Source organism: Nitrospinaceae bacterium (assembly GCA_018669005.1).
Taxonomy (GTDB): Bacteria; UBA8248; UBA8248; order UBA8248; family UBA8248; genus UBA8248.
In genome coordinates, this window is record JABJAL010000094.1 from 1 (window position 1) to 13,553 (window position 13,553).

12 protein-coding genes are annotated in these 13,553 nt (G+C 52.9%); 5 read left to right on the forward strand and 7 right to left on the reverse strand.

Annotation, left to right across the window (positions count from 1 at the left end):
* From HOJ95_14840 to HOJ95_14850, 3 genes are all read right to left on the reverse strand, one after another.
* A partial coding sequence (locus tag HOJ95_14840; protein MBT6395973.1) for an amidase occupies positions 1 to 1,286 on the reverse strand: 1,286 nt, incomplete at its 3' end.
* Positions 1,286 to 1,678: a cupin domain-containing protein gene (locus tag HOJ95_14845; protein ID MBT6395974.1), complete on the reverse strand. Its 393-nt coding sequence runs from the start codon at positions 1,676 to 1,678 to the stop codon at positions 1,286 to 1,288. The genes HOJ95_14840 and HOJ95_14845, both read right to left, overlap by 1 nt.
* 65 nt (positions 1,679 to 1,743) lie before the next feature.
* The gene (locus HOJ95_14850) at positions 1,744 to 2,499 is read right to left on the reverse strand and encodes an SDR family oxidoreductase (GenBank protein MBT6395975.1); all 756 of its coding nucleotides are present in this window, start codon (positions 2,497 to 2,499) and stop codon (positions 1,744 to 1,746) included.
* Between the two features lie 245 nt (positions 2,500 to 2,744).
* On the opposite strand from HOJ95_14850, the gene HOJ95_14855 reads away from it, so the two are divergent.
* The 3 genes from HOJ95_14855 to HOJ95_14865 all read left to right on the forward strand — a co-directional run bounded on the left by HOJ95_14855 (position 2,745) and on the right by HOJ95_14865 (position 4,890).
* A complete protein-coding gene (locus HOJ95_14855; protein ID MBT6395976.1) occupies positions 2,745 to 3,122 on the forward strand; it encodes a hypothetical protein in 378 nt (125 codons plus the stop codon).
* A 137-nt stretch (positions 3,123 to 3,259) separates the two neighbouring features.
* Complete coding sequence (locus tag HOJ95_14860) at positions 3,260 to 4,042, forward strand: fumarylacetoacetate hydrolase family protein (protein ID MBT6395977.1); 783 nt, start codon at positions 3,260 to 3,262, stop codon at positions 4,040 to 4,042.
* Positions 4,043 to 4,053: 11 nt separating this feature from the next.
* Positions 4,054 to 4,890, forward strand: a complete 837-nt coding sequence (locus HOJ95_14865) for an amidohydrolase family protein (protein MBT6395978.1) — start codon at positions 4,054 to 4,056, stop codon at positions 4,888 to 4,890.
* Between the two features lie 97 nt (positions 4,891 to 4,987).
* Here HOJ95_14865 and HOJ95_14870 read toward each other — a convergent pair whose 3' ends face one another.
* The gene (locus tag HOJ95_14870; GenBank protein ID MBT6395979.1) at positions 4,988 to 7,318 is read right to left on the reverse strand and encodes an amidase; all 2,331 of its coding nucleotides are present in this window, start codon (positions 7,316 to 7,318) and stop codon (positions 4,988 to 4,990) included.
* 75 nt (positions 7,319 to 7,393) lie between these two features.
* The gene (locus HOJ95_14875) at positions 7,394 to 8,368 is read right to left on the reverse strand and encodes a zinc-binding dehydrogenase (protein MBT6395980.1); all 975 of its coding nucleotides are present in this window, start codon (positions 8,366 to 8,368) and stop codon (positions 7,394 to 7,396) included.
* A gap of 198 nt (positions 8,369 to 8,566) precedes the next feature.
* Between HOJ95_14875 and HOJ95_14880 the strand changes: the two genes are divergently transcribed.
* Entirely contained in the window at positions 8,567 to 9,505 is a 939-nt protein-coding gene (locus tag HOJ95_14880) for a fumarylacetoacetate hydrolase family protein (protein MBT6395981.1), read from the forward strand.
* A 136-nt stretch (positions 9,506 to 9,641) separates the two neighbouring features.
* Positions 9,642 to 10,553: a carboxymuconolactone decarboxylase family protein gene (locus tag HOJ95_14885; protein MBT6395982.1), complete on the forward strand. Its 912-nt coding sequence runs from the start codon at positions 9,642 to 9,644 to the stop codon at positions 10,551 to 10,553.
* A gap of 78 nt (positions 10,554 to 10,631) precedes the next feature.
* Here HOJ95_14885 and HOJ95_14890 read toward each other — a convergent pair whose 3' ends face one another.
* A complete protein-coding gene (locus tag HOJ95_14890; protein MBT6395983.1) occupies positions 10,632 to 12,524 on the reverse strand; it encodes a thiamine pyrophosphate-requiring protein in 1,893 nt (630 codons plus the stop codon).
* 64 nt (positions 12,525 to 12,588) lie between these two features.
* Positions 12,589 to 13,518, reverse strand: coding sequence for a fumarylacetoacetate hydrolase family protein (locus tag HOJ95_14895; protein MBT6395984.1), 930 nt, complete (start codon positions 13,516 to 13,518; stop codon positions 12,589 to 12,591).
* Positions 13,519 to 13,553 lie beyond the last annotated feature (35 nt).

Sequence of the window (13,553 nt, forward strand, 5' to 3'; positions counted from 1 at the left end):
AAGCCTGTCGGCACAACATGGCTGGGAAATCCCGTGAAATTATGCGGGCCGGTCAGCGGTCTGCTTGCCCCGAGAAACGGAATTTGTTTTCCGTTGATAGTCGCCATGACGGTATCGATGGGCGCTCCGATGCATGAATACGCCGGGAGGAGCAGGCCGTCATACGGCGCAAAAAGGGCCTCCATTTCCCTGATCAGAATTACCTTTTTCTTAAGTGCCTCAAAATACATAGCCAGTGTTGTGTTTCTGGCATTCTCAATTCGCGCGCGAACATCGTCTCCATATTTCTCAGGATGATTGTCGATATTCTCCCGATGCACCGCCAAAAGTTCCGCGTCGGCAATCGGCAGGCGCTCGTTGTTCAAATCATCGGCGAACGAGCAGGCTACCGTGTCGATTTTCGCACCGAGACCTCGCAGCACCTCCACCGCTTCGTTGAAAGCATTTTCAACGCTTTTATCAATCTCGATTTGAACCAGGTCCGGGCATAGCACAAGCCGAAGCCCCTTTACGTCACCCCCAATTTCGGCGGAAAAATCTGGTACCGGCATATCGATTGAGGCGCAATCCGCCGGATCGTAGCCAGCCATTCCCTGCAGAATAAGGGCGCAATCCCGCGACGAGCGGGCAAAGGGGCCGATGTGATCGAGACTCGTGGCATTCGGATAAACGCCGGTGAGGCTGACACGGCCATATGTGGGCTTTAATCCGTTGACACCGCAAATCGCCGCAGGTCCCCGAATCGAGCCCCCGGTGTCGGAGCCAAGGGCGGCCGGACACATTCTTGCCGCCACGGCAGCCCCTGAGCCGCCGCTTGAGCCTGCCGGGATACGACTCGTATCCCACGGATTCGCGCAAGCGCCGTAATGTGGGTTCTTCGTTGACGCGCCACAGGCAAATTCATGGGTGTTGCACTTTCCAATGACTATGGCGCCCGCCTCTTTGAGCCTGCGTACGCACTCAGCATCTTTTTCAGGAACATTTTGAGAATAAAAACTTGAACCTTGTGTGGTGCGGATTCCTTCAGTATCAATAATATCCTTCACCCCTATGGGGATGCCGTGAAGCGGGCCGCGATACTGGCCGCCGCTGATTTCCTCCTCCGCCCTGGCCGCCGCCGACATCGCCTCTTCATGGCACACCGTGATAAACGCATTGAGCTCGGGATTCAGTTCATCGATTTGAGCCAGATGCGCCTCCACCGTTTCGCGCGGCGATATTTCTTGTGCCTTGGTTTTTTCGGCCAGTTCAGAGACAGAAAGAAAGCAAAGCTCACGTGATGACATTATTCGTTCTCCACAAAAACCTTGCCGCTTTGATAAGGCCCACCACAACCGCCATAGCCGCCCACGCCATGAATGGTCTCTGTGTCGGACGTGTTAATCGTCAAGTGAATTTCCCCCCGGGGAATCGAAATAAAATCTCCCTCCTCGGTAACCATCTCTTCTCTATTCTCACCGATATGCCAGATGGCTTTGGGCCCCCTGAGGTGATACCAGATGAGATCGCCGTTTGTGTGAAAGTGCGGTTTGCTTTTCTTGCTCGGTGGAAAAATAGTTCGATAAAGGGTGACGCTGTTCACGCCGCAAGACTCTTCCGTGAGCCCATAGTGCATCTCAAATCCGGGTTCATAAACAAGATCGGGATCCTGATTTTCGTTCTTAACAACTGTGGCCATGGTCGCCTTCCTCCTGGAAAATGGTCGAACAACAAAGAGCACTAATTTTTTTGTATACCGACACTCTAATGAACGACGTACCCGCCGTCCATAACGAGCGCATGGCCGAGAATATAGGCGGCATCCTTGGAGACGAGAAATGCCACCATCCCGGCAACCTCCTCCACTGTTCCGAAGCGTCCGATGGGAACATCGCGGGCGCGCTGCTCAAGTTCTCCCGGGTTTCGGTTCGCCAGAAATCCATCAGTTGAAATGGGCCCTGGGCATATCGCATTCACCGAGATCCCGTCCCTGCCCAACTCAAGCGCCATCGAGCGGGTCAGTTGAATAAGACCCGCTTTCGTCAGGCTGTAAACAGAGCCGTAGCGCGAGGCAACTATGCCAAGTTGGCTTGCCATATGAATGATGTGCCCACCGCCCTGCGCCTTCATAATTGGCACTACGGCCTGGCTTGCCAAAAATGGCGCGCGAAGATTAATCGCCACCACCCGATCAAATTCCTCTTGGGTAAACTCTCCAAATGCCTTACGAACCCTGATACCCGCATTGTTCACTAGAATATCCACCCGGCCCATCCGCTCATGGGCAGCGGCTACCATGGCCTCCGCCTTCCCGCTGCCCGATATATCATGCTCGCCCCAGGCGGCGTCTGCGGCGCCCGCCTCCCGGCATGATTTTTCCACATCTATCAACTCTGCCTCTGTGCCGTCAGCCGCCAGATAGATCGAAGCGCCCTCTGAGGCCAGACGAAGCGCAATCGCCTGCCCTATCCCGCGAGATGCCCCCGTTATTAGAGCCACCTTTCCGCCCAATTCACCCATAGCCCACCTCTCCCTCAAGTTACTCAGAATAATTTCACATTTCCCATTATCTTAGATTATCCAGTGAAACAGAACAAAACGAGGGGAGCAAATTCATAATCGAATGATATAGTCTCTCAAACCCGCATGGCCGAGAAAACGGCAGATGCCCTACAATGGAAGCAACTAAAAGCATGTAATTGATTTGCAAATGGCCACTGAGCCAAACATTCGAACCTTGAAGCAATAAACTATGGAGAGAAAAAATGAGTGAGAAATCCGAAGCCTACCAACGTGGATTAGAAATCAAGGAGGCCCTCGGCGAATCTGCTCGCAGCAGCCTCGACGAAATCGATCAAGAATTTGCCGACGTTACTATCGAAACAATCTTCGGTGGGCCCTGGGCCCGTGAGGGGCTAAGCCTCCGAGATCGCGCCCTCGTAACAGCCGCCACGGTCATTGCGCTGGGCCGCGAAGCCAGGGCCGTCAAACCCAATATTCGGCGAGCGCTAAAGAGCGGTGTAACGGATCGCGAGTTTCGGGAAATGTTGTACCAGGTCATGCACTACGCTGGCTGGTCAATTGGGGGCCCAGCCATGAATAACTACAAGGAGGTGCTGGCGGAATTGGAGAATGAGGGATAATCAAAACCAAATTCCTCAGCACCAACAATATGACAGGTGTATAATTTATTTTCCTTGTGAGTTTATGCGCTGAGCTCAACTTTGACCGATTATTGACTTAATCGCTTATTCGAATTTCTTTCTTTCAGGAGAAAACAATGCGGTGGATGCGCTTTGAGGTTGACGGCAAAACTACTTACGGAATCGTTGAAGGCGATTCGGTCAAAGCGGTGGATGGCGATCCCTTTGATGGCTACCAGGAAACCGGCAAAAACCATGACATATCCAATGTCAAAATATTAATACCCCTCGTCCCGAAAACGTTCTACGCGGCGGGTCTGAACTATGTCGCGCATATTGAAGAGCAGGCCCGCCTGCATGGCCAGGAGATCAACCTGCCCAAGAAAGCCGATGTCGGCTACCGGGCGAATAATTCCTTGATCGCCCATGGCGAGACAATCGTTATTCCGAAAGACGCGACCGTAAAGGTCGAATACGAAGGCGAACTGGTTGTCGTCATCGGAAAGAAGGCGAAAAACATCACCGAGAATGAGGCGCTCGATTATGTTCTCGGCTTCACCATCGGAAACGACCTCAGTGAGCGAAACTGGCAAAAAGAAGACCGCACCATGTGGCGTGCGAAAAATACAGACACCTTTGCGCCCATGGGTCCCTGGATCGACACCGATGCGAAACTCGAAGACATGGAAACCATCGTCAGCGTCAACGGCAAAGAAAAAATCCGGTTTAAAACCAACGATATGCTTTTTGGCGTCGAGCACTACATGAGCACCATCTCTAAATACATCGAACTTCTACCGGGAGACGTATTGTGGATGGGCACCGAAGGCGATTCGCCAAACCTTGTTCACGGCGATGTCGTTGACATCGAAATCACTGGAATCGGCACCCTCAGCAATCCGATCATAAAAGAAAGCTAATTGAGACCACTATGCAAATCGTTGATTCGCAAATTCATATCTGGGGCGCCAATACGCCAGAGCGTCCCTGGCCGGCAAATCACCACGATCCGCATCGGCCTATTCCCTATTCCCTGGCGGATCTGATACCCGAAATGAATGATGCGGGCGTTCACCGCACCGTGCTGGTGCCGCCGTCCTGGGAGGGTTTTCGAAACGACCTGGCGCTTGAGGCGGCGCGGCTTCATCCTGATCGCTTCGGGGTCATGGGACAGATGGATACGGTAGCGCCCGAATCGCGGGGCCTGATTGCTGGCTGGCGGCAACAACCCGGCATGCTGGGTCTGAGGCTGACTTTCACGCGACCGCACGTTCGCCCCATTATTTCCGAAGGGCTTGCAGATTGGCTATGGAAGGACGCCGAGGAGGCTGGAGTTCCGATTATGATCCTAATCGATTGGGAGCAGATCGATACTTTCGACAAAATCGTCGAGCGTCACCCGGGGCTAAAGTTTGTTCTTGACCATCTGTGCATTCCCGCCCGCCTGAAAGATGAAGCCGCTTTCGAGGGCCTCGATAAAGTTCTTTCAATGGCAAAGCGGCCCAACGTCGCCGTCAAGGCAACCGCTTTCCCAAGATACAGCACAGAGGATTTTCCCTACAGCAATCTTCACCCCTACCTTCGGCGCGTCTATGACGCATTCGGCCCGAAACGGCTTTTCTGGGGAACGGATCTGACCAGCCTGCCGTGTAATTACGCACAAGCTGTTGCGATGTTCATGGAGCATATTCCGTGGCTAACGGAGGAAGATAAATCCTGGATCATGGGTCGCGCAGTATGCGAATGGCTGGAGTGGCCACTCGAATAAACGGACTGACACACAACCTGATACACCTCGCCAAATTCAAAGCGAGCCCACACCCAGGAGATGCCTAGCCCCGGACGACAAAGTTGCCCCGCCAGGATTACGCTGGCAGCGAGCCGAAATTCGGTGGCGAAACGCGGCGCCTCGATGCCGCCTCATACGCCGAGGCAACTTTCAGCTGGATATCTTCCTTACCCGGCTCGGCCCGGAACACGAGCGAAAACGGCAACCCAGGCTCTGGAATCTCGGTGGGCACATCAGACGGCGCAGACTCATAGCGTAAGCCATTCGCGCTGAGCTTAAACACCGGATCGTAGGCCGTCCTGACATAGCCCGCCGGAATCAAAACTTCCGAGAGACCAGCATTGGGCCCGTTGTAGGATTCGAAGCGCAGATTGTTCCTGTTGCCATACTGAGGAGCCCCGCCAATTAGCCCCGGCGGCCACGGCGTGTGCAGACGGACTAACGCGTCAAGATGATTTTCCAAGATCACCATCATATCCACCCGACGCAGCAATTCACGCAGTATGATGCGCTCACTGACGGCCTGACGCTCACCATGCGGACTTCGCGGGTCGGCCACCTCTTCCCAATTCTTGAAGGCAGCGCGCTGATCGTCGCCCCAAAATTTCGAGCGCGCATTGAGCGTGGCAAAATCGGTGAGCTTTTCTGTAAATCCTTTCGCCTCCCAGTCCACAGCGCGTCGCGAGAGATATTGGTGAATATGGTACCGGAACGTCGGCGATACATCCCACTGCTGGACGGTGGCGAGGTCGAGGTTCGAGGGGGGCGTGATCTTTTCGTCCGTCAGCCCGACCAAGTAGTCGATCGGTTTCATTTTTCCCGTTCCGAAAAATTTTCCGGGCATGAATTCGGTCGGCACAATTGCCTCCGCGAATTCCTTGAATACGGGCTCACCATCTACCCCAAGACGGAACAGCAAGTCGGGCATGAATACGGGCACCAGCCTGGCGAGCGCCTGCCTGAAATCGGTTTTCATCGTTTCAATATCGGGGTCAGGTTTCCACAGGGGATCGGTCGATTCGACAAGCGTCACGCCCAACTTTTCACCGAGGATTTCCTTAATCTCTTTTGTGGCTGCGGTGACGATGGGCTCTTCGGTCTTTGAGCCCGGCGGATAGACCATCGACTCGCGGATGATCCCAAGACGCATGCCTTTAAGCGCACCCGGCGCGCCCGACATTCCCGTGTGGCTCGCGTAGGGCGTGTCCAACACTGATGAGCGCGGCACGGTCGTGAACGGGTCTCGTGGATCGTAATATCCCTCAACGGGATCTTTCAGGGCATCGAGCACCTTGGCGCAATCGGCGATTGCGCGGCAATGGATGCCGCTGCGGTCGCAATAAATATCCGCACCAATGGCCCCGCCGTCGAAGCCAAGCATCGCCTTGTGAGGCAGAATCAGCGCCACTGCGTTGTGGTTGGACGGCCCGCGGGTCGATGCCCGCGTCTCCTCGCCGAGGCTGGCCATCACCAGATTTGTGCTGACCGACAAGGCCGACCCCGAACTCGAGCCAAGCGAGGCCGCGCGGGTCGTGTCGTAGGGATTGGAAGGATTGCCCGCCCAGGTGCTGCGCTGATAACCCAGCGTCGAGGGGAGAACTTTATCAGGTACGTGGCGTCCACCCGGATCTCCCGCCCGACCGTTGTATTCCGTGTTAACGGCCTTGGCATAGATGATCGCTCCCTTGTTGCGAAGCTGCTCGACCAGCACATGATCTCTCGCGGGGAAATCGATGTCGTAGCTGGCGTCTCCGCCACCAGTGGATCTCATGTCCTTCGTGTCAAAGGGATCCTTGAACGAGAAGACGACCCCATACATCGGCATCTTTTCTAAATCGGGATTGCTGCCATACTCCGCGTCAAGCTCCGCCGCACGCTCAAGGGCGTCGGGCATCTCGCGGAACATATCGCACACGGGAGGCGCACCGGGGGGCAGCGGCCCCTCGGAGGGATGTCTGTCAAAATCGCCTCGGCATGTAACCGAGCGCTCGCCCCGAATGTTGAGAGTCCCAAGTGCATTCACATGCCCGGCATTTGGTATACCGGCAATCATTCCGAACTGTTGCTGCACATCGGGGTCCGAGGCCGTCGCCTCCATACGACCGAATTCGAGAGGCGTCCCTTTGTACTTGTCGAGATCAGGAAGAATTGCGGATGCCTTAACAGTTTCTGTCGGAAATCGGAGCGCCTCTTGTGCACGCACGGCGCCCGTTGCCTCTGGGACCGGGGCGCCGTCTTCCGTGACCAGCGCGCTGGCAACGCCATTATAAGCTCGTGCACGATCGATATAGTGCTGAACGATTCCAACACAGGTTATCTGCCCTGCCTTGATCGCGGCGTGCATTTCGTCAATCGTCGCCTCCTCAAGACGAAACGGTTCATTTTTCGTGCTGTCCTTATCCGGCATGTTCTTCTCCTTCAACAATTTAGCTTCTCCCCCTGGCCTCAAGGAAATTAAATCAAGTCATCTTTCTATTAAATTTTACGGAACAACAACGATTTTTCCGAAGAATTTTCCACCCAGAACAAATTGATGCGCCTCATTCGACTCATCAATTGAAAACTCCCGCTCAACATGAATATCAAATACCCCATCATTGAGAAGAGGAGTAAGGTCGCGAACCATTCCGGGGACTTGCGGCCCTAAGTTCAGACCCGACATACCCATGATATGCGCATCCTTTACCATGGCGGCGGGCACCCGAAATTGCGTCATTGGCCCCTTGCCCGTTCCCGTTCCAATAAGGAGAATGCGCCCCCCAATTCGGATGGCGTCCATGTCTTTATCAAAATTATCGCAAGCGACAAGCTCAACGATGGCATCCAGCCCCTTATCGTCAGTGAGTTGCTTGCACCGCTCGACGAAATCCTCTTCCTTATAGTTGATCACTTCATCAGCACCTAATTTGCGGCAATAATCGGCCTTTTCATCCGTGCTGACCGTAGCGAACACCCGGCAACCCAGATGTTTGGCAAGCTGAATAGTCGTCATGCCAACTCCCCCGGCGCCGCCCTGAACAAGTACGGTCTCACCAGGCTGAACATTGGCCTTCAAGACAAGGGCATTCCACGAAGTAAGGAGCGAAATCCGAATCCCGGCGCCTTGCCCGTAGCTAAATCCATCGGGGAGCGGGATAACACCTGATGCCTTCATCCGAACTATCTCGGCATAGGCCCCGCCCATGGTTCCACCGAAAACTTTTTGACCTTTCTCAAAATCCTCAACACCCTCTCCCAACTCGACAATCTCACCTGAAGCCTCATTGCCCGGGATATACGGAGGTGTGAGAAATTTCGAAAAAGGATGCTTGCCCGTTCGTGTGGCGATATCAGATGGATTTAGCCCGGCGGCCCCAACCTTAACCAAAATCTCTCCCGCCTCCGGCCTGGGGTCATCAACCTCATCCACCTGCATGGGAACATTCAAATCAAACTCGTACACGCGAACGGCTCTCAATTCAATTCTCCTGTTTTGACCCTCATAAAATATCTATATGCCCTAATTTAGGTTTCACAGTGAAGCGAGGATTCTAGACACAATTAATTTTTTTGTCGCCCCCTTATCTTTCCGGTAGGGGTGATGTAGAATGTACGCATCACAATCATTTCAAGAAAATAGATTCATGACCCTTTGTATTCACTGGAGAAGACACCAATGAAGCTACTTTCTTACCGAACAGCCTGGGGTGGCGCAAGCATCGGCGCCATAGTGGATGACATGGTAGCGGATCTACCGTTGCTATCGGCCCACTTTCGGCCTGGTGAGGCTTTCCCTTCCACCATGCTGGGATTGATTGGTCAGTGGGAAAGGCTACGCCCCATCCTGGAAGAACTTCTGGCCCAGGCGCCAGATATAATAGGCGAAAAAAATGGCGAGGGACGCTTCATCCCGGAGGGGAAAGTGAATTTTCTCCCACCAATCCCCTACCCCCCAAAAAATATTATGTGCCAAGGCGTGAATTACAAAGAACATGCCGAAGAAGGTGTTGAGGCTCTGACTCTTTCCACAGATTCGGTGTACGTGGAACAACCCGTAATCTTCACGAAACCCCACACGGCTTTGATAGGCCACCGAGGCGAAATTATCCACCACGACGCCACCGAGGCGCTCGACTATGAAGGAGAGCTCGGCGTGGTCATCGGTCGCACGGGGAAAAACATCACACCTGAAAAAGTATACGAGTATATATTCGGCTACACCGTTGCCAACGACACGCCTGCCCGCGACCGTCAACGAATACACAAACAAGCCTTCAAGGGAAAGGGCATGGACTCCTTTTGTCCCATGGGTCCCTACTTGGTTCCCAAAGATTATTTTGGCGATCCGATGAACGTCATGCTTCGAACATGGGTGAACGGTGAGCTTCGACAGGAATCGAGCACCTCCCTCATGATCCATAATATTCCCACATTAATCTCTGTTCTTTCCTTAGGGATGACATTGGAGCCTGGTGATATTTTTCTTACCGGCACCCCAAGCGGGGTGGGATACGCACGGGAAACCCCCACATTTCTACAGCCAGACGATGTGGTGGAAATAGAGATTGAGGGACTGGGTAAGCTCAAGAGCACCGTCGTGGCACCCTCAAACTAATATGCAGATACATAAGAGGAAATAAAGCGCGTAGCGCGGCCTAGCAAGAATAAAGTTGAAGAGAAAAACGTCCCGCTGAAATCTAACTTAAAAACATCTATTTCTATTTCTCAGGAAAACAAAAGGAGCAGGAAAAATGGATGAAGCTAAAGACCAGGTAGCACCCTATATCGATCAAAATCCAGACGCTGAGGCGCGAGTTCAAAAAGCACTTGAAATCCGAAAGGCCATGGGGATTTACGGAAAAGGGGGACAAAGCGGGCGAGGGTTTTGGAAATTTGCGCCTTTGCATGCCCAGGCTATTTTTGAGTATTGCTTTGGCATCGTATGGGCCCAGCCACTCCTTAATCTCAAGCAGCGCGAAATTATTGTTATCAGTGCTCTGGCCGCCAATAATCTCGAAGACGAGGTGGAATGGCACATACGCAGCGGCATGAGCCTGGGGCTGACGAGGGATGAAATAATTGAGGTGCTTACGACCCTATCGCCCTACATTGGTCTTCCTCGGACGAATCATGCCTTCAAGGCCGCACTTCGTGCTTTCGAGAAGGCAGACCGCGAAAATGGCATCGAGCCCGTGGAGCCTCCTGAAAACGACCCAGATGATCTTAAAGCTGAAGCTGCCGGTGACCAGATCGGGTCTCAGGTAAATCTAAAACCTGATTTAAAGGACCGCATCAACAAGGCTTTTGAGGTTCGCCAGAAGATTGGAATATACGGAACGGGTGGGCAGGGAAACGACGGCTTCTACAAAATCTCCAAGGCCCACAATCAGGCTATCTTCGAATATTGTTTCGGCATGATCTGGAACCAACCGCTACTCGACATGAAGACAAAAGAACTCATCGTCATCGCCGCTTCCACCTCGAACCAATGCGACAACGAGTTGGAATGGCATGTCCGCAGCGGGCTGAATGCGGGTCTATCGCGTGATGAGATTATCGAGGCGATAACCCAGTGCTCACCCTACATTGGACTCTCGAAAACGAATCAGGGAATGAGAGCAGCCCAAAAGGCTTTCGACGCGCTAGACGCTGATAAAGCTTAAAAGCGGGTGATGTTTGCGGGCTTGCCCTGCCGGAAACTTGTTCTAAATGAAACTTAAGTTCCTGACTTGCTCATTAATTTATGCGCAAATCACATTCAGAAGGGCCTGTCGGCCATTCACGCGCACCTCGTGAAGTGCCCGTTGGATGGCGGCAGGCAACTCTGAAGGATCTTCCACCCGCTCACCATAGCCACCGCAGTCCTCAGAAATCCGCTCATAATTAGGCGCAGGCTTAAGGTCAACCAGAACATAATCATTATTACTCACCGCCCAGCCGTCGGGTGCCAACTCACCGACTGCGGCGCCTACCGAATTCCAACGACCATTGTTAAATACCACGACAAGTATCGGCACATTATGAGCCGCAGCCGCCATGTGGCAGGCAATCGGATTACTAAACAGATAAGCGCCGTCTCCCAAACCACAGATAACCGTTTTCTCAGGTGCACCAAGTTTTGCCCCAATCGCCGCACCAAACCCCCAACCCAAACCGGATACCGACGGACTTCCGAAATAGCTTCCCGGATGGCACAGATGGAGTTGCTCGGCCTTCAGGTCATACTCACTTAAAAAAATCGTATCCTCATCCGCCACTTCACCCAGACAGTGCGAAACCCAGTACATATTAATTGGGTTCTGCTCAGAAGCCTTCTTTTCCAGCTCTCGCGTCTGCTCAGCCATCTCCTCATGTATTTTTTGATACTTCGCTTTTCTCTCTAAAACATTTTTCGTTTGAGTGGCTTTGCTTTCTTCAAGATTTTTCCGAAGGGCCGCCAATGACAACACAGGGTCTCCCGCCAATGCCACATCCAACGGAAATCCCCGAATGGGATAGGCTGAAAAAAGCGGATCACGTGCAATCTGGATGACAGGAACATCCTCACCAGGCCCTGTAAGTGAAGGAATCCATGGAACATCGGCTTCAACAGCAATGACCAGATCCGCTTTCTCAAGATAAGGATCTACTGAAAATCCCAAATGAAGAGGATTATCCGCTGGAAAGTTCATACTAAAAGGGAAAGATTCCACAACGGGCAGTGCCCAGTCTTCTGCCAGTTTTACCAATTCACCCACGGCCTTGGGATTTCGCCCCATGTGGCTAGCCAAAACAAGCGGCCGCTTGGCACTCGCAATGAGTTCCCCTGCTTTCAAGATATTCTCGGGACCAGCACAAACAGATATATTCGTGTCGAAACGATTCTGCGCAGTGTAGCGAATTGAATCCTGACGAACGGCAAGCTGCTCTCGGGGAAGAGTCAGATAAACTGGCCCTTGTGGGCTCGACTTGGCCAAAGCAATGGCCCGATCAACAACGGTATTCAGTTGCGCGAAATCGCGCAACTCGTAATCCCATTTCAAATACTCCCGAATCATCGACGCCTGATCGAAGCTCTCCTGGGGCCAATGGATGCGTCGATTGCGGGCACCGACAGCATCTTTTTCAAATATGGGGGTCCTCCCCGCCAATACGATCATGGGGATTCCCATTCGGGAGGCGTTCATAATACCGGCTGCAGAATTGGCCGTTCCCACCGTAACATGAGTAAACACTGCCGCAGGCTCGCCCGTCATCCCCGGGCCACGCCTAGCGGCCTCAGGACCGTCCATTCGGGACTCCTCGGCAAAAATATTAGAGCGCTCCCCAATACGCCTGCCGAGCATTTCGTTAGCCTCCGGCGTCTGCTTTTCTTTGAGCTCACTCGGGGTGGGATTAAAAAATGTATGCGCCGTTTCACCTCCGAGCAGCAGAATGAATCGATCGCCCGCGGGCACGCCGGAATCTTCCGTGCGGCTTAATCGAACTTCTCCGAACTTACGACTTATCTTTTCTTCGGATTGATAATGCGCCGCCCACAGAATTCCAGGTCGTTCAAGTGCCGTAGGAAGATGCACCTCGTGAAGCCAGTCAAAATATTCTTCCCGGTTTTCCTCCGGCAGATTATACCAAATGGCCCATATGCCCCGATCCATATCATCTACCTTTTGCGAATGGCTATTGAAACCAAATACATGTTGCGATTCACCACCAACGACACTAAGAAGCGTATTTACCAGTGAGTTGCGGTGTGGTCACGCCATCGAGTCCTTTTTCGTGATGCTCAAGACGAGTGTCCCGCGACCACGTTCGTTTCAGATCGTCCCTGACATGAAAACTCAATCGATCCAACCCTTCCACTTCCGATTCGACCAAGTCGCCGTCCTGAAACGAATGAAGGCCGCGATGATTGGTTCCGGTGGCTAACACATCGCCGGGCTCAAGCGGGTGAATGGAGGTTAGCCATTCGATAGAGCGAGAAATATTGTGCGCCATGTCGTCGGTGTTGAAATTTTGCTTGAGTGTGCCGTTATTCCATAACCGAATCTGCACGTTCATCGGATCAGGTATTTCGTCGGCGGTCACTATGTACGGCCCCATCGGAGCGAAGGTCTCACGCGATTTCATCTGGTAGAAAGTGTTCCCGGGGGGCAGAAGGCCGCGGGCCGAACCATCGACAAAATTGGTGTAGCCAAATACATAGTCCATGGCGTTTTCGACGCTCACATGACTCGCCCGCTTCCCGATAATCAGTGCGATCTCGGCCTCACCCTCAAAGATAGTCGCGGGAATGTCGGGCAGGACCATGGTGTCGCCATTTCCAATAATCGAGCCGGGCGTTTTATGAAATGCGTTTATAGGAGCTGGCTCCTCGCGCGTTCCATCCTCCATATAGTTGACCGCCATGCAGTCGATATTGATTGGCCGAGGCAGAGGGGGACGGATCCTGACACTGCTGACCGGAACGCCATCATCCGCCGCAGCAGCTTTTTCCAGGCGCTCCCTATAATCGTCGAAATGTTCGATGAGTCCGCTAATCAAATCGTGTGGTCCGAGATGGGGAATATCCTGCACATGGGATGAAACATCCACAACGTTATCGCCATTGAGAACCCCGAGTTTAAAATCGTCAAAATAAAGTATCTTCATGCCAGTCTCCTTTTCCTTTTTTTGTTCTGTTAATT